This is a genomic window from Algoriphagus sp. oki45 (assembly GCF_036245605.1).
Lineage (GTDB): Bacteria > Bacteroidota > Bacteroidia > Cytophagales > Cyclobacteriaceae > Algoriphagus.
This window is the reverse complement of the sequence record NZ_BTPC01000001.1, coordinates 1,831,863-1,848,495: the sequence shown is the minus strand read 5'-3', so window position 1 is coordinate 1,848,495 and position 16,633 is coordinate 1,831,863. Positions and strand designations below refer to the sequence as shown.

The window sequence follows — 16,633 nt, the reverse complement described above, 5'->3', positions numbered from 1 at the left end:
TTTCCTGAATCTCAGTTGATGAAAAGCTTACCCAAGTCCCCAAAAGTACTCGACGCGCTTATCCCCCTTTCCTTTTTAATTGTTCTTTTGGTAATTAATATCCAAGTTTTTGGGACAGATGGATTATCCGGTTCCAATCAGATCGTTTTGGTTCTTTCGGCAGCAGTAGCCGCTTGTGTAGCTGTATTCAGATTGGGCTATTCTTGGGAGACGCTTCAAGACGGAGTCGTGAAAAGCATCAGTTCGGCCATGAGCAGTATACTGATTTTGTTTTTGATTGGAGCTTTGGCTGGTACTTGGCTATTAAGTGGAATAGTGCCTGCTATGATTTATTATGGCTTGCAGGTATTAAGTCCAGTGATTTTCCTCTTTGCGGCCTGCTTTATCAGTGCGGTGGTATCGATCGCTACCGGAAGTAGCTGGACCACTGTGGCCACAGTAGGGGTTGCCCTTCTAGGAATTGGAAAGGCATTGGGTTTTGAAGAGGGTATCATCGCCGGCGCGATTATCTCAGGTGCATACTTTGGAGATAAGATGTCTCCGCTTTCGGATACGACCAATTTGGCACCTGCTATGGCGGGAACGGATCTTTTTACCCATATCCGGTACATGGCCAAGACCACAATTCCTTCTATCAGTATCACCTTTATCTTATTTATCATTATCGGACTGAATTATGAGACCGGGGGGAATGTGGAGGATGTCAAGACTATTTCTTCGGTGATTCAGGCCAAGTTCAACATTACTCCTTGGCTTTTTGTAGTTCCTGTGGTCGTTTTAGTGATGATCATCAGAAAAGTCCCCGCCTTGCCTGCACTTTTGACTGGAGCTTTATTGGGAGGGGTGTTTGCTTTGATTTTTCAGCCTGAAATCATTCAACTCATTGCCAATGAATCCGGGTCGTACGCCTATCTGAGCTTTAAAGCGCTGATGATGGCCCTCTATGGAGAAATCAGCGTGGTGACTGACAACGCTATTGTGAATGAGCTCCTGGTGACCGGAGGAATGGCGGGAATGCTGAATACCATCTGGCTGATTATCTGTGCGATGGTTTTTGGAGGGATTATGGAAGAAAGCGGGATGCTGAAAGTTTTGGCGGAGTCCATCATCCGAAAAGTACATCGGGTAGGCTCGCTCATTGCTTCTACTGCAGCCACTTGTCTTTTCTTCAATATCACCACTTCTGATCAATACCTGGCGATCCTGGTGCCTGGAAGAATGTATGCTGATGTGTATAAAAAAAGAGGGCTGAAACCTGAGAATCTGAGTCGGACTTTGGAAGATTCGGCAACGGTTACTTCAGTATTAGTGCCTTGGAATACTTGCGGAGCCACTCAGGCATCCGTATTGGGAGTGGCGACTTTGGTCTATGCTCCCTATTGCTTTTTCAATATAATAAGCCCATTTATGACCATTCTTTATGGATATCTTAATCTGGGTATCCGCTATTATGAGCCGGAGGAAGAATTGGTATGATCCCTTACAGTATTAGCAAAGAAGAAATCAATGAGCTGCCATTGGGGCAGTTTGAAGGTGAAATATTTTTGATCGATCATCCAGAGGATGTGGGAGAGGTCGTGGATTTCCTTGAAGATCAGGACATCATTGGGTTTGATACAGAGACTAAGCCGTCCTTCCGAAAAGGACAGTTTAATCATGTGTCACTTCTGCAATTGTCCACTGCAACACAGGCCTTTCTTTTTAGACTGAATTCGATCGGTTTTCCCAATGAATTAAGAAGTCTGCTCGAAAAAGACAACCTGATTAAGGTAGGGGCTGCGGTGCATGATGATATCAAGGCACTTCGAAAGTTGACCAATTCTTTTCACCCTGCTTCCTTTTTTGATCTGAATGACGAGCTGAAAAAAGTCGGATTTCACAATGTAGGCGTAAGAAATCTCAGTGGAATGGTGCTGAAGATTAGGATTTCCAAGTCCGAACAGGTGTCTAATTGGGAAGCTGAAAGATTGACTGAAAAGCAGCTTCGGTATGCCGCTACTGATGCTTGGGCTTGCTTGGAGATTTACAAGGTATTAAGGGATGAAGGTTTTCTGGATGAATTAATCAATCGCTGAGAAGCTCCACTGATTCCATATCCAAAACCCTGTTTTCCACCTCTTCTTTCAGTCCTGCGCGAAATTTTAGAACGATTTCACAGTTGAGATGCATTTCTTGCTCGATAATGCTCAGGTCCAGTGATTTGACCATTTTCATTACCTCATTCATCGCTTCATAGGGGAATTTTAATCTGACCTGCTTCTGAAGAAACTGGCTGACTATCTCGTTGGATTCTATAGCCATTTGGGCTGAAGTTTTGTAGGCTTGGATCAGTCCGCTCACACCAAGTTTGGTGCCTCCAAAATACCGCACCACTACTATCAATACATTGGTCAATTTATGAGATCGGATCTGTCCCAAAATCGGATCCCCTGCGGAGTGATTGGGTTCTCCATCATCATTGGCTCTGAAATGGATGCCTTCTTTGCCCAAAATCCAAGCATAGCAATGGTGACTGGCATCGAAGTAGACCTTCTTCAATTCCGAAAGTTTGATTTTGATTTCCTCCTCAGACTGGACAGGAAATCCAAAAAAATGAAACTTACTTCCCCGGTCTTTGTAAAGCCCTTCTGATTCTCGGGCAAAGGTGAGGTACGAATCATCCATTGGATTTTGGCTCATTCCGATTCTTTAATTTAGATTTTAGGTCCTTATTGGATCACTAGTTCGGTCTTTTCTGGTTGTCAAACCAAGGAAACACATCATTTTGCCTGAGTCGAGAAGCTGGCAAAAGGAAGCTCATTTTTTAGCAAATTATAAATTTAACCTTTGGCTAATGTCTCCTTCAAGCCTTTTGTCTTAATTTTAGCTATGACTCAACCGGTTTCACCCCAAGATTCCAACCTCAATCAAATCCCAAGAATTTTGCCTGTTCCAGGCCTGGAAAATCCCTCTGGTAATATCTACTATTGGGATGAGTCTCCACTTTTTCCCCAAGGAATCAAGAGGAGTTTTTGGATTTGCGGCGTAGCTGCAGGCGAAATCAGAGGTAAACATGCTCACTATCAGGAGTCACAGCTACTTGTAGCTATGAATGGTCTACTGCGAGTCAGAGTAGAAAGTGCTAGTGGAGAAGTGAGCCATTTTAGCCTTTCCTCCCCAGCAGAAGGTTTGTTTGTTCCCCCAATGAATTGGGTTGAAGTGGAGTTTTCTCCAGGGGCAGTCTTATTGGGCTTGGCAGACAGAGCATATGATGAATCGGACTATATCAGAGACAAAAAAGACTTTGGAAGCAAACACTAATGAAGTAAACATCTCGTACTTTCTCCGAGTGACTTCAGCCCTGGAAGGAACCTATTCCTATTTCCTGAGACAGTCCCCTTTGCCGGATTACCCTGAGCTTTTGGACTTTCAATGGATAAAGAAGGATAAAATCAAAGCGGGGGTGACTTTTGCCTTGTCTCAGGACGGAGCAGCAATTTCTTTGCCCAAAGCTCCGTTTGGAGGGGTTTGGACCGAAGAGAAGCTCAATTCGAAGTCCTTGGAGGGTTTTTTGCTTTCGGTCATTGAGAATCTACAGAAAAGAAACATCCAAAGTGTGAGAATAGTCCAGCCTCCCAAACCTTATGGGGAGCAGGTTGATCTGATCAATTATATCTTGTTTAAAAATGGCTTTAAAGTAGAGGAAGTAGTCAGTCAACAATTCTACAGTGGAAAAAAGAAAATCAAAAAATTTGCCCAGGATCAGCAAATAAAGTGGTCTCCAAAAATCAAAGAAAGTGGGTTGAAGATGCAAATGGGCCCTATCCAGAATTTTGGATTTTTGGAAGAGATTAGAAGCTGGAATATGCAAAAAGGATTCTCGGTTACCTTTGATGAGAGCAGATTGATACAGCAGGTTTCCGAGTTTCCGGAGCGGTATTTTTTGATCTCCATTATGAAAAACAAGCAAGCTATTGCCCATGCCTTGGGTGTCATGCTTACCGAAGATTCCCTTTATTATTTTCTTTCAGCTATTAATCCCAAATCTGAAGTGAAAAATCTGGGTGATCTTATTTTAGCAAAGTTTTTTTTCCTGGCCAGTGAACTCAAAGTAAATTGGGTGGATCTGGGTTCTTCTGATTTACCTGAAGGCCCCAACCATAATTTGATTCACTTTAAATCCAGGTTTTCCAACGATATTTGTATCAAAATCACCTGGAGTCGTACAATCTGACCATGGAAGCCGAAGAGTTAGTAACTATCATCTGCATCACTTATAACCAGGAAAAATGGATAGAAGAGACTCTGGAAAGCGTAAAAGAGCAGGAGTATTATTATAAGGAATTGATCATTGTAGACAATGGGAGTACGGATAGGACAGTAGAAAGGATAAAATATTGGCTTAGCCAAAATACCTCCTATTTGTATGTGACCACTCATTTTCTAGAAAAAACGAAGCCTTACTGCCAACTTTTTAATGATTATCTGATTCAGGCAAAAGGTAAATATGTCGTGGATCTTTCAGGAGATGATGTGCTTTTTCCAGATCATATTTCAAAAAGTGTCCAAGAATTGAAAACTGCCCCTTTTGCAGCATTTTGCTTCTCAGATGCCTACATCTTGAATCAGATCAATGAGATTTCCACTTTTTATCCAAGAAACCATGCAGGAGAGCTCAAAGAGGAAATCCTCCTGACCAATATCTATGAGACCTTGGTCAAAAGAAATTTTATCTGTTCACCTACCCAAGTTTTCCATACTGAAATTTTGAAACGAATTGGAGGGTATGACGAGGAGCTTTTTTATGAGGATTTTGATGTGCAAGTTCGATTGGCTCGGAATTATCCCTTGGTTTTTTCTGACCATATCGGTGTGCTGAAAAGAAAACATTCTTCTTCCATGTCCGAAGGGCAATACAAGCGTTATGATTCCAAAATGCTACCTACAACGGTGAAAGTCTGCCTGAAAATCGAAGCTATGAATCAGACTGCTGAAGAGGATAAGGCTTTGGGTGAGCGGGTCATGTATGAGCTCAAACATGCCCTGTGGTCAGCCAATTTTGATCCGGCCAGAGAACTAGTTGAATTGGGAGGAAGAATCGGTATTCGAGGTTTGAGGTTCAAATGGTACCGTCTTTGGGCAAAAAAGCGGTGGGATATTTCCTGGCTTTACGAGAAGCTGACCTAGCCTACAGTGATTTCAATAATCGGGCACTTTGTGAAATACTTGTTGCCCTTTTCCAGGATTTCGCCGGCATTAAATTCCCGAAGAAACTCCATCTTTCTTCGATAAAAAGAAAAATCCAATCCGGAAAAATGAACGCTTTTAAACCGGTCCACGCAATCAAAAGATGTGCTGAACCTACCTACCATTTGTCCAATTAGGTAATTTCTGACCAATTCCAGCTCATCTGATCCCAATTTTTGGCTGGCAAGCAAATCAATCTCTTTTTTGATTTCATCCATTACCTCCTGCTTGTATTGTTTTTGGACATCAGCAGCAATGGTCCAATAAGGATAATTATCAATCTCTCCCAATGAGGAGGAAATCCCATAAGTATGGCCTTTGTCTTCCCGGATGTTTTTGATCAAGCGAGAGCCGAAATATCCTCCTAAAACGGTATTGAATACAGAGAGAGGGAAATAATCCGGGTGGTTTTTGGGAATAGACCATGCGCCCATCCGAATGCTGGTTTGGAATGCTTGGGGCCGCTCTTCTACAAGCGAATAGGTCTGTTGGATTTCTTCTTTCCAATCCTGCTCCGGTAGGCGGATGAAAGGAATTCGTGCCAGCTTTTGATTGAGTTCTTCCTGTTCAGAAAGAGAAAAGTCTCCACTGATAAATATTTCAGCTCCATCCCAGAGGAGTTGATCCTTATAGTCCAAAAGATCTTGTCGTGAGACTGCATCAATATGGTCCTCGGTGATCTCCAGTCCATAGGGGTGATTGGATCCGAAAAGTCCCAATCTGAAAAGCTGGGAGGCTCTGGATGCAGTTTTTTCCTTCTCCAGTTTGAGTCCAAGATTTCTCAAAGACTTCTTTTTTTTCAACTTGTCTTCAGGGAAATCAGCCTCAGTAAATAGAGACAAAAACACAGGGAGGACGTTATTAAGATGCTTTTTGGTGGTAAAAAGGCTAATTCCTTCTTTGGAAAACCCAGAAGAAGGCTGGACTTCACTGGCATGAAAATCAAAGAACTCTGAAATTTGATTTTCAGAAAGTTCTTTTGTGCCTTCAGTTAAAAGTTGAAGAGTGAAGGAAGGAACAAGGTTTTTCGAAAGTGGGAGGTGTTTTCGTGCACTTTTGGATACGACTTCAATTTTGACAGCTTGAAGAAGTGGCGTGCGGAAATAGAAAACGGGGACACCTGTTGGGGTTTTCCACTTTTCAGGATCGTTGAGTGTAAAGTCCTCCGGCAAATGGAATTTTGGGGCCTGAGTCCGATCCAGCATTAATTATTGGCGATTGTATAAAGAAGGGTAAAGCGGAGAGTCTCTGCGAGAGGATGATTTTGGACTTGAGGAACAAGATAGGAAAAGTCAATTCCGATTCGGTTAATGTCCAGTCCTAGCCCCATGGTGAAATAGCGTCTACCACCTTTGGTTGGATTTTCGTAAAAATATCCGGTTCGAAGTGCGAATTTTTCTGCATAGACGTACTCTGCTCCGAAAGAGATGGTAAACTCTCTCATTTCCTCCTCAAATCCACCAGGAGCATCTGCAAAAGAGCCAAACATTCCTGAAATCAGTGGGCGGTTAGGATCTTTTCCAGATTCAATAATCAAGTCACCATTTTCATCAGTGGCCAAAGTTCCGTCCTCATTGGTTGCGTACACCGGAGGTGTAGGTACCATGAGTTTATTCAAATCCAGAGAAAAAGTGATTTTATTATCAGGATTGAAGAAGATACCATAGGAAGTGCCTACTCGAAGATTGGTCGGAATGTAATCTAGGTCTTCCGCACTGTTGTAGGTGATTTTTGGACCGATATTGGTGATGGATACCCCCCAAGCCCAAGTTCCTTCTTTAGATCCGATCAGCGTGGGCTTTTGGTAATATAATCCAATATCCGCTCCTACGCCGATTCCGGCTCGGGCTTCATTTCCTCCGGAAGAAGAGATGTTTCCGGAAAGATTGGAGTAGATGAATCTTGCTGAAATACCCAATCCGAAATTCTGAGAAAGCTTTCTGGAATACGTGCCTCCAATCGCTATATCGCGAGGATTAAATTCTCCTACATCATTGCCTCTCCCATCAGTCAACTGGATATCGCCCATATTGAAGTATCGAAGGTCAAAGCCAAATGCAGAGTTTTCATCAATTCGTTTGAATCCTGTCAGGTAGCTGAGGGACATGTCATTCACCAACTTACCCAGCCAAGGAGAGTAGGATAAAGAAAATCCCAAATCATCTTTGATGAAAGCCAATTTACCTGAATTCCAATGGGCGGAATTGGCATCCGGAGAAGTTGCCACACCTACATCACCCATCCCGGAGTGACGGGAATCTGGAGCAAAATTCAGAAAAGGAACGGCTGTGGTGATCACCCTGCGATTGGGATCCTGACCGGAAATGATCACACTATTTTGCCCAAAAGTGGAGAAACCAATTAGGAAAAAGAAAAGGAAAAAGGGGCTCTGCCTGTAGAAAATGGCCTTTATTTTCATCTGATAACTAATTTCCCGCTTTTGGAGTCGAAGTCAAAATCGGACTCTGACTGTAGCGTTAATTTGTAAATATAAGTTCCTTTTGCTGGATATTTTGTTTGACTTTGGAAAAAAAACCAGGACAAATCCCTGATATTTTCTTCTGCCCTCACTAAACGATAAGATTTGGAAAATAGTATTTGACCCAACAAATTGTAAACTTCTAAAGTGAGCAAGAGGTTTTGGCCTGGTCGGTTGTGCGACAATTCAAAATTGGCTACTTCACTGGCAGGGTTGGGAAAAACCTGATAGGATAGAATGCGAAGCTCTTGACTTCCCTCCACCTGAATCTCGATTTGTGACTCACTTCCATTGCCAAGGTTGTCCCAAGCCCTGACCCGAATTAGATTTTTCCCTTCTTTCAGCCCTGATATTCGGGTAGAAAGTTTACCTTTTGAAAACCCTCCCTCTTCGGCCTCAAATAGTCTTCCCACGTAGACAGGCTCTTCCTCATTTACCTGAAGAGTAAGTAATTCCTCTGACACTAAATCGGAAATATTTATCCCGCTTGGGTCCTCCAAATTTACTTCAACCGGAATACTCGGTGAGCTGAACAAGTAGGGAGAGGTAGCTTTTCCGCCCGGTAAAATGGAAATCTCAGGTCCCTCCGAGTCAGCAGGCGGAGTAGGAGAGATACCTCCGATGCTTACTTTTTCACTTCCAAAAGCCTCTAAGCCGGATTCAGAGACTGCCCAAATTCTGATTTTTCCGTCACCCTTTTCCAAATCAATATTTTTGGAAACCAGAAATTTGGTTTTAAGGAGTCCTCGTTCGACTTTTCCTTTGCCCTGAATGATCAATGTACTTTCCTCCGAAAAACTGAAGGGGCTGTTTTCATCTCCCAGGGTGGATTTGCTCACGGGTTTATCCCTGATTTCCAGCTGATACTCCCCTTGAAAAGTGGGCTGAACCGCCCCAGTCAGAGGGTCTACCACCTGAGCAAAAAGCTCGTATTCCTGTAAGGCAGTCAGGGTGTCTGTCTCGTTTTCTGAATCGGGCTGACTTATTTTTTCTATTGACACCTGTAGCTCGGGCAGGGGAAGTCTCAAACTTGGATCACCTAAAAGGGAGAAGTTTCTGTTCAGAGGACCGTTTAAACTTTGATTTTTTGTGTTTTTGAAAATAGTGCCCAAATCCTGGTATCGCCCCTCTTCTGAGGCAAGCAATTCTTCGATAAATTCCTTGTTTAACGAAAAGTTGACACTGCTGAAAACGGGTCTTCCTGTAGTCAAAAGAGCAATTCCTCCTTTCTCTTGAGCAAACAATAATTCTTCAGCGGCCGAACGGATGAAGGGGCTGTCGTGTCTGCCAAATTCGCAGGTAGCTGTCATCCAAATGGGTAGAAAGGGCTGTTTGGGCCAGTTTTGGAGGTCACTGACTTGAAAAATCTCCTCAGCAGTCAGGGTGGTTTCGTTTCCGTGCCCAATGAAATTTAGCAGTAAAGTACCCTCGTCCAGGGTCTTTTGCAGCGCTTCTTTTGCGGCAGGAGAGTATTGCCTACCGGAATTATTCACTTGTTCAAAGCGGTCGAGATAGAGCTTTTGGGATAAAAATCCCGGATGATTTTCCTCCAAGTATCCGACATGGGCCTCGGCATCTCTCATGTGGATGTTGTTGTCGGCGTCATCTGCCAAAAAACTGATTCGATGCTTCCACTTGCCCGGAAGTGGGTCTGTTTCGTATCGGATAATTTTTTCGACGATTTCGTTGGCTTCTGTGAATGAAATAGCGGGAATTCTACCCAACCCGATTTTCATCTGTTCATCCCCGTCCCGACTTTCCTCCCACTGTCCCTGTCCCCATTCGATCAAGCCCAGATAATCATCTGAACTATAGGTAGCCAGGGGATTGAGGCTATTTCTGCTGGTGTAAATGGGGACCAAATTGGGACGGCCTCCCAAAATTCCTTTGTAATCAAAAGTGCCCTTGCCAAGTATCAGCACATTTTTTAGCCCTTTTCCCTGATGGTATTCCCATGCTATAAAGTTGCGGATCGCAGTTAGGTCTGGATTTCCATAGCCAAATTCTTTATAGATTTCATCTAACGGAACCACCTCTGTCGAAATCCCCAAGGATTGCTTGTGTGCTTGAAGTTTCCTTGCCGAATTCAGCAGCTCTTGGGAAGAGATAATCAGTAATTCCGCTCCGGATACTTGGGTTCTTCTATCCAAGAATAGTTCTTGTGATGGCTCCAATTCTGGGATTTCATTGGGAGAAAAAACAGCCCATTTTCTACCGGTCAGCTGATTGCCTGTGGTGGCAATCGGATGGGAAAAATTGCTGATTTCCCATACTTCAGTAGAATTGGGAATGGTTAGAAGGACTGGAGTGACGCTGTGAAAAACTCCGTTTTTCCATTCGGTCGAAGATCTCGGGACCCCGATGACTACAAAATCCAAATATCCGGACGAGTTTGGCGCGGAAGCCTGATAGGTAAAACGAAGCTGGGAAATTCGGTTATCTGCAGGTGAAATGTTCAAAGAAAAATTCTGATCCCGGCCTTTTATTCCGTAAAGTGTGTTTGGTATGGGGGAAAATTCAATTTCCTCCAAAAGCGTATTCCCTGATAGGACACGGATGGAGGAAGTTGCTGAAGACTGAGCCATGGTCCTTCCTTGAACCAGCCAAGGGGCAGATGAATCAGAACTAAGTCCAAAATTGACATTTAAGCTTTGTCCCTGCCGGATTGGAAGCGAATACCAGTCCCTTCCTGAGTCCAAAAGATTGGTTTTTTCCTCCTTGTACGAATAGAGTTGATAAAGAAATTCCGGCGAGGGAAGGGAAGAATCAGGTGAAACTTCTTTTGTAATACGTAGAGGATTAATTTTTTTCCCTATCAAAAAGCTTAGAGAATTGGAATAGAGGTGATGCTGATAGCGTATTTCTCCGGTGGAGTCTAAATCTATTGTATGTGGACCTTGGAGAAAAACCCAAAGTTCGTCTTGGGTTTGCCAGGATGGTATTTCCTGAAGTTGAAGCTGAGCTGAATCGAGCTTTTGGGGAAGCATTTCTGGGTATCCAAAAAAACTGACTTGAGACAAATCGGCAAATCCCAATGCCAACGCTTTTTCACGGGTCAGTTTATAGACTCCTGATTCTTTGATTTCAACTTGAAAAAATTGGGCCCAAGCTCCCTGATAGCTGAGCGAAAAAAGGATCATTAGCCACACTGAACATCTCCATCTCATTCACTTGTCCCTAAATTTTCAACTACCGATAATAGAATGTATGATAGAATTATCAGCGGGATTCCTGCCAGCTGAAAAACTGCGAAAGCAAAAATACTTAAGCCCACCAAAATAAATCTAAACTGATTCCCTGAAAACCTGAAGTGCTTAAATTTCAGCGCAATGAGGGGGATCTCTGAGATCAGAAGAATTGAAAAAACCCAGGCAATAATCACCAAAGAAACTGGACTAGTCAGCCAAAGCCCGATCTTTGGCCAAAGAAGAGCTAGGTGAGGTATAGTACTGATAAAAAGTGCATTTGCTGGGGTAGGAAGGCCGATAAACCGCTCACTTTGTCTCGTGTCTAGATTGAATTTGGCCAAGCGGTAGGCCGAAAGCATAGGAACAATTAAGGTGAGATAGGGCAGCCATTCCAAGGAAGTATTTCCCAAGGTCATCTGGAAGAGAACGATTCCCGGCAACACACCAAATGAAACTACATCTGCCAAGGAATCCAATTCTTTCCCGATTCCGCTCTGTACTTTCAATAGACGAGCTAGCAATCCATCCAAAAAGTCCAATGCAGCCGCTATCAAAACAAAAGTGGCTGCCTGCATTACTTTACCATCAAGTACGGCAATAATTCCCAAAACCCCCGTGAGCAGATTCAACAGGGTTATGAAATTGGGGATATGTCTCAGAATGATCAATAGATTGCTTTTTCTCCCACGAAGGGGTTGTTTCTTTTTTCAAATTGAATGGTAGTCTCTGGCCCATGTCCGGGAAAAACCACTGTTTCCCCTGGAAGAGTGAAGAGTTCACTTTTTATCTTGGAAAGCAGCTGGGAGTGATTTCCTCCCGGGAGATCAGTTCGCCCTATGCTTCCTCTGAACAGCGTGTCTCCGCCAATGCATCGTTTGCTGGGTTCATGGTAAAAAACCACATGACCGGGTGAATGTCCAGGCACAAATAGGACTTTAATCTCCTCCTCTCCAAGGGTAATTGTCTGTCCATCTTGAAGAAAATGATCTGGAGTAGCACCTTCGTATCCATGAAAACCATAATTAGGCGCATAGACCTCCACAGATTTGAGCACGGGGATTTCCTTCTCATGAATCCAAAGCGGAATCCCCCATTTACGCTTTGCCCAGGCATTACCCAACACATGGTCGATGTGGCAGTGTGTGTTCCAAAGCTGCTCAAGTTTTAATTGATGCCTTTCGATAAACTCGGTCAACTCTGCTTTTTCCCCCGGTTCATGACAACCCGGATCAATGAGCGCTGCCACTCCATTTTCATCATGGATAAGATAGGTGTTTTCTTGGAAAGGATTGAAGGTGAAGGAGTGAATAGAAAGCATGGTAAAAGTCCGCTGAAAGTCGGCAAAATAAAGAAATATGGACTTACTTTTGGCTATGGAAATTGATTTTTTAATCATAGGACAGGGTTTGGCAGGCAGTGCCATGGCTTACAGGCTATTGCAGGCCGGGCAAAAAGTCATGGTCATCGATCAGCCGAAAAACAATCAAAGCAGCCGAATTGCCGCTGGATTATACAATCCTGTCACCGGCAAAAAAATGGTCAAATCCTGGATGGCTGAGCACCTTTTTCCGGAGATTGTACCTTTTTATCAGGAGATAGAAAAAGTGCTTCAAAAGGAATTCTTACATGAATTTCCCATTTATCGCCCTTTCTTGAATGTGGAGGAGCAAAATGAGTGGATGGGGCATTCGAGTGATCCGATGATTGAATTGTTTTTGGAGCGAATACCTACCTCGAGTCAATTTCCCGAACTGAGAGATTCCTTTGGTGGGGTTCTTTTGAAGCAATCGGGATGGTTGGACATTCCCGTATATCTCGATGGGTTTGCTGATTTTTTAGGGCAAAAGTTGATAGTGGATTGGTTCAAGGAAGAGGATTTGGTCAAAACTAAATTGGGATGGGTTTATCGAGACATTCAGGCCAAGGCCCTTATCTACTGTGGGGGAGTTGCAGAAAAAAACTCCAGGTTTTTTGGCTTTCTGCCTTTTGCCCCGGTAAAGGGAGAAATTCTGGAAGTTCTTCAGGATTTTGATCCGGGATGGATTGTCAACCGGGGAGTATTTCGTGTTCCATTGGGTGATGGACTTTTCCGTGTTGGTTCTACTTACACTTGGCATGATTTGGATCAAGGTCCTACAGAGAATGCTAAAACCGAGCTTTTGGAGAAGCTTCACAAACTGGTCAAACCTGCTGTCATCGAGGTAAAAAATCACCGCTCAGGCATCCGTCCTGCCACTAAAGACAGAAAGCCTTTTTTGGGAAAACATCCTGAGGAAGATGGCGTTTACATATTCAATGGTTTTGGGGCTAAAGGAGTGTCTTTAATTCCCTATTTTAGTCGAATGATGAGGGATTTTCTACTCCAAAATCAACCAATACTATCCGAAGTGGATATCAAAAGGTATTTTAAGTATATTTAAAACGGTTCAAATCATTAAGAATGCGATTTCTGGTCTTTCGACTTCTTATTTTATGTTTTTTCCTGGGATCAGGAGAGCTAGCCTTGGCACAATTTGACCAGGAGCGTTTTGGTAAAAACAGGGTTCAGCACAAAGAGATCAATTGGTATTTCTACTCTTCAAATAATTTTGAAGTTTATTATTACGATCGGGGTGGCCCCAATGCCAAAATGGCTATCGAGTATTTGGAGTCAGAGTTTGACCGTATCACCCAAAGTATTGGATACGTAGCCTATACCAAGCCGAAAATATACATCTACAACTCTCCTGAGGAGAGACTTCAAAGTAATCTGGATCTCAATCTTCAGGAATATACCATTGACGGGCAGACTAAATTCACCCGATTGATCGCCGAACTTGCCTATAAAGGCCGCGTTGATCAGTTTAAGGAGGATTTGATTTATGCCACGACAAAGGTAATTATCAAAGAAATGCTCTATGGAGCCTCTGTCTCAGATGCTTTTCAGGCTAATTTGGTCAATGATTTCCCAGAATGGTATATCGACGGAGTGGCTCTTTTCCTTGCCAAAGGCTGGAGCAGAGAAATGGATGATTTTTTAAGGTATTACCTGAAAGAAAATCCCAATCCTAAAATTTTGAATCTTTCCGGTACAGATGCGGCCTTAGTCGGTCAATCTATCTGGAACTATATCGCAGAAAAATACGGGAGAAGATACATTTCCAGTATTCTGAATCTTTCCAGAATCAACAGAAATGAAGAAAATAGCATTTCCAATACTATAGGGCTTAATGTGAAGCAGTTTTTTGATGAGTGGAAAAGCTTCTACTTGAAAATCAATGAGCCGGTTTACGCTGGATTCAAAGAAGTCAATCCCAGCTCTGCCATCGCTTCCACTTCTTCAAGGACTCTGGGGGCCATTTCAGATGTGAAATTCAGTCCTGATGGATTGAATCTTGCTTACGTGATCAATAATTCTGGAAAATTCAAGGTCATTGTAAGGGAGTTGTCATCAGGATTGGAGCAGACGATTTTTACCGGAGGCGCTTCCTATGACGAGCTTCCTCCCAATGTAGGGTCTCCAATTATCGCTTGGAGAGATTCCGCAAACATTGCCATAGCCTCATTTAAGAGAGGAATCACAACGCTGCGTCTCCGTTCCATTGATGGTTCTTCTCAGGATAAAATATTCCTGAGAAATATTACTCAGATCACCAGTTTGGATTTTAATGAATCCGGACGAAATATGGTTCTTTCTGCTATTTCAAATGGCAGATCTGATATCTACACGCTTAATGTCCGAGGTCAGGGTAAAAGACTGACCAATGATCTGTTTGATGATTTGACCCCGGCCTTTTTGAATGATTCGACCATAATTTACTCTACAAACTTCACTGAACTTCCTGATTCGGTCCTTACGGCCACTCCGGATATTAAAGATTTGCCTGATCTCTATAATTTGTACATGGTTCAGGTATTGAAGGACACCACAGTTTTCACAAAACTGACCAATACCAATAGTAAAAATCTGATGCCAAGAAAGGTAAACAACAACACCATGGTTTACCTGAGCGATTTAAGCGGGATTAATAATCTCATGAAGCTCAACATTGGAAATCAAGTCTCCAATCAGATTTCCGCCTATGGGAAAAGTATTGAAGTATTCGATGTAAACAGCCGGATGAACAAAATTGCTTATGCAGTTCGAGATGGCAAATCTGCGGAATTGTTTGTGGAAAGCTACAGCGGGGCCGATCAGTTTACTCCAAGCACACCTAGAATTCAGCTGGCTCAGGCAAAAGAACTAAATGAGCGGTTGGCGGCTCGAAGGCTTCTTGAAGCTCGAACCAACCAAGTAAAGGAGCAAACCCCTCCAGCACCGGCATCTTTACCGGTACCTGCTGAAAATACCAAAACAGATACCACTAAGAGTGGAACCTCCTCTATAAGTCTAGACCGGCTCCGATTTGACAATAGGAGAGGAATCAACACCGATAATTATCAGTTTGATTCCTTACCGTCGAGAGTCAATGCACAAGAAGCTCCTGCCAGAACCGACACCGGCAGAAGCAATCTCCTTGAGGCATTTAGAAAGCAAAATTTGACCAAGCGGGTCTCCGGTCCCAGACAGATGGAACCTCAGTTTTTCACCAATAATATCAATACCCATTTTGTGGTAGATCCCCTTAGGGGCTTTGGAATCAATCTGAATGGGAAAATGACTGATATCCTGGATAATCATGTGTTCATGGGAGGAATCATGCAGTCTTTGGACTTCAGTTCGGGTGGGGATATTTGGTTTGAGTATGAGTATTTGAAGAATCGCTTTGACTTAAGAGGAAGATTTGACCGAAGAGTCATCCGTTCCAATGAAAGTGATATTTCAGTCCAAAAGTATGTACTGACCAAAACTGAGCTGGGCGTCAGCTATCCGCTGAATATAAATTCACGAGTGTATTTGGCTCCTTTCTTGGCCAAGACCCAATATTTCAACCTGAATCCTGATTCGTTAATATTTGGTCAAGATCCTGATCAAAATCGATTTGATGTCAATTATGTCGGTGGCAAAGCGGAATTCGTTTACGACCGCACTCAGCCTTTGGGGCTTTATTCCTTCACAGGTTTAAAAGGAAAAGTAGGCTTTGTTCACTACCAGGGAATGAACCATGGGGATCGCTCTTTCAGTAATTTGTACGTAGATATCCGCAACTTCCAACGAATTCATAAAAACATTGTCTTGGCGTCCAGATTATTCTACGGGTCATTTATGGGGAATAATCCTCAGAATTACCTAGTAGGAGGAATGGACAATTGGCTGTTTAATGAGTACTACAATCCACCTTCCAATAGGCCGGAGCCTTCTCCGGTAAGAAATCCGGCAGGGGTAGAAAATTCCAATCTTCTTTTCACCGAATTTGTCGATCTGCGTGGGTATGATTATGATGAAATCCGGGGCAGAAATGTCCTCACTTTCACCACAGAGCTCCGACTTCCGGTATTCTCCTATCTCACAAGAGGGAATATCACTTCCAACTTTATCCGAAATTTTCAGCTGGTTGCGTTTTACGATATAGGCTCAGCATGGAACGATTTCAATCCTTGGCAGAAAGTCAATGATCAAAATACCGAGGTGATCAATACCGAAGGTTCACCATTTGAAATCGTCCTTAACAACTTCAATAACCCTTGGCTGCAAAGCTATGGTGCAGGTCTTCGCACCGTCTTGCTGAATTACTATGTGAAATTTGATGTAGCCCAACCGATTCGCAATTATCAGAGGGAAGACTTGAAGTTTTATTTTACCTTGGGCTACAATTTCTAA

13 protein-coding genes are annotated in these 16,633 nt (G+C 43.1%); 7 read left to right on the top strand and 6 right to left on the bottom strand.

The genetic code is table 11. The features are described 5' to 3' along the window. Positions 1-18 precede the first annotated feature (18 nt). Together nhaC and AAA942_RS08030 are read left to right on the top strand one after the other, a co-directional pair. Complete coding sequence (gene nhaC / locus AAA942_RS08035) at positions 19-1,476, top strand: Na+/H+ antiporter NhaC (protein ID WP_338219720.1); 1,458 nt, start codon at positions 19-21, stop codon at positions 1,474-1,476. Further along, positions 1,473-2,075 (top strand): 3'-5' exonuclease, encoded by a 603-nt coding sequence (locus AAA942_RS08030; RefSeq protein ID WP_338219719.1) that lies wholly within the window; start codon positions 1,473-1,475, stop codon positions 2,073-2,075. Before nhaC ends, AAA942_RS08030 begins: the two co-directional genes overlap by 4 nt. On the opposite strand, the gene AAA942_RS08025 is transcribed toward AAA942_RS08030, so the two are convergent. After that, complete coding sequence (locus tag AAA942_RS08025) at positions 2,065-2,679, bottom strand: IMPACT family protein (RefSeq protein WP_338219718.1); 615 nt, start codon at positions 2,677-2,679, stop codon at positions 2,065-2,067. The two genes, AAA942_RS08030 and AAA942_RS08025, sit on opposite strands and share 11 nt — an antisense overlap. A 189-nt stretch (positions 2,680-2,868) precedes the next feature. Here AAA942_RS08025 and AAA942_RS08020 point away from each other — a divergent pair, with 189 nt between their 5' ends. Genes AAA942_RS08020 through AAA942_RS08010 form a run of 3 tightly spaced genes read left to right on the top strand, consistent with a single transcriptional unit; the run spans position 2,869 to position 5,166 of the window. Continuing rightward, positions 2,869-3,300, top strand: a complete 432-nt coding sequence (locus AAA942_RS08020; RefSeq protein ID WP_338219717.1) for a sugar 3,4-ketoisomerase — start codon at positions 2,869-2,871, stop codon at positions 3,298-3,300. Beyond that, the gene (locus tag AAA942_RS08015; protein WP_338219716.1) at positions 3,251-4,213 is read left to right on the top strand and encodes a hypothetical protein; all 963 of its coding nucleotides are present in this window, start codon (positions 3,251-3,253) and stop codon (positions 4,211-4,213) included. Before AAA942_RS08020 ends, AAA942_RS08015 begins: the two co-directional genes overlap by 50 nt. Before the next feature lie 2 nt (positions 4,214-4,215). After that, entirely contained in the window at positions 4,216-5,166 is a 951-nt protein-coding gene (locus AAA942_RS08010; RefSeq protein WP_338219715.1) for a glycosyltransferase, read from the top strand. On the opposite strand, the gene AAA942_RS08005 is transcribed toward AAA942_RS08010, so the two are convergent. The 5 genes from AAA942_RS08005 to AAA942_RS07985 are packed head-to-tail and all read right to left on the bottom strand — an operon-like array spanning position 5,163 to position 12,289. After that, entirely contained in the window at positions 5,163-6,431 is a 1,269-nt protein-coding gene (locus tag AAA942_RS08005) for a M16 family metallopeptidase (RefSeq protein WP_338219714.1), read from the bottom strand. The two genes, AAA942_RS08010 and AAA942_RS08005, sit on opposite strands and share 4 nt — an antisense overlap. Continuing rightward, positions 6,431-7,645, bottom strand: coding sequence for a type IX secretion system outer membrane channel protein PorV (porV, locus tag AAA942_RS08000; protein ID WP_338219713.1), 1,215 nt, complete (start codon positions 7,643-7,645; stop codon positions 6,431-6,433). The genes AAA942_RS08005 and porV overlap by 1 nt, the downstream gene beginning before the upstream one ends. Further along, complete coding sequence (gene porU, locus AAA942_RS07995) at positions 7,642-10,872, bottom strand: type IX secretion system sortase PorU (protein ID WP_338219712.1); 3,231 nt, start codon at positions 10,870-10,872, stop codon at positions 7,642-7,644. The genes porV and porU overlap by 4 nt, the downstream gene beginning before the upstream one ends. After that, entirely contained in the window at positions 10,869-11,561 is a 693-nt protein-coding gene (gene pssA, locus AAA942_RS07990) for a CDP-diacylglycerol--serine O-phosphatidyltransferase (protein WP_338219711.1), read from the bottom strand. Before pssA ends, porU begins: the two co-directional genes overlap by 4 nt. Then, complete coding sequence (locus AAA942_RS07985; RefSeq protein WP_338219710.1) at positions 11,558-12,289, bottom strand: MBL fold metallo-hydrolase; 732 nt, start codon at positions 12,287-12,289, stop codon at positions 11,558-11,560. The genes pssA and AAA942_RS07985 overlap by 4 nt, the downstream gene beginning before the upstream one ends. On the opposite strand from AAA942_RS07985, the gene AAA942_RS07980 reads away from it, so the two are divergent. Together AAA942_RS07980 and AAA942_RS07975 are read left to right on the top strand one after the other, a co-directional pair. Beyond that, complete coding sequence (locus AAA942_RS07980) at positions 12,249-13,313, top strand: NAD(P)/FAD-dependent oxidoreductase (RefSeq protein ID WP_338219709.1); 1,065 nt, start codon at positions 12,249-12,251, stop codon at positions 13,311-13,313. The two genes, AAA942_RS07985 and AAA942_RS07980, sit on opposite strands and share 41 nt — an antisense overlap. Before the next feature lie 20 nt (positions 13,314-13,333). Continuing rightward, complete coding sequence (locus tag AAA942_RS07975) at positions 13,334-16,633, top strand: biopolymer transporter Tol (protein ID WP_338219708.1); 3,300 nt, start codon at positions 13,334-13,336, stop codon at positions 16,631-16,633.

Excerpts from the sequence above, each read along its gene's own strand:
- nhaC (WP_338219720.1), top strand. The coding sequence starts at position 19 with ATGAAAAGCTTACCCAAGTCCCCAAAAGTACTCGACGCGCTTATCCCC.
- AAA942_RS08030 (WP_338219719.1), top strand. The coding sequence starts at position 1,473 with ATGATCCCTTACAGTATTAGCAAAGAAGAAATCAATGAGCTGCCATTG.
- AAA942_RS08025 (WP_338219718.1), bottom strand. The coding sequence starts at position 2,679 with ATGAGCCAAAATCCAATGGATGATTCGTACCTCACCTTTGCCCGAGAA.
- AAA942_RS08020 (WP_338219717.1), top strand. The coding sequence starts at position 2,869 with ATGACTCAACCGGTTTCACCCCAAGATTCCAACCTCAATCAAATCCCA.
- AAA942_RS08015 (WP_338219716.1), top strand. The coding sequence starts at position 3,251 with ATGAATCGGACTATATCAGAGACAAAAAAGACTTTGGAAGCAAACACT.
- AAA942_RS08010 (WP_338219715.1), top strand. The coding sequence starts at position 4,216 with ATGGAAGCCGAAGAGTTAGTAACTATCATCTGCATCACTTATAACCAG.
- AAA942_RS08005 (WP_338219714.1), bottom strand. The coding sequence starts at position 6,431 with ATGCTGGATCGGACTCAGGCCCCAAAATTCCATTTGCCGGAGGACTTT.
- porV (WP_338219713.1), bottom strand. The coding sequence starts at position 7,645 with ATGAAAATAAAGGCCATTTTCTACAGGCAGAGCCCCTTTTTCCTTTTC.
- porU (WP_338219712.1), bottom strand. The coding sequence starts at position 10,872 with ATGAGATGGAGATGTTCAGTGTGGCTAATGATCCTTTTTTCGCTCAGC.
- AAA942_RS07980 (WP_338219709.1), top strand. The coding sequence starts at position 12,249 with ATGGACTTACTTTTGGCTATGGAAATTGATTTTTTAATCATAGGACAG.
- AAA942_RS07985 (WP_338219710.1), bottom strand. The coding sequence starts at position 12,289 with ATGATTAAAAAATCAATTTCCATAGCCAAAAGTAAGTCCATATTTCTT.
- AAA942_RS07975 (WP_338219708.1), top strand. The coding sequence starts at position 13,334 with ATGCGATTTCTGGTCTTTCGACTTCTTATTTTATGTTTTTTCCTGGGA.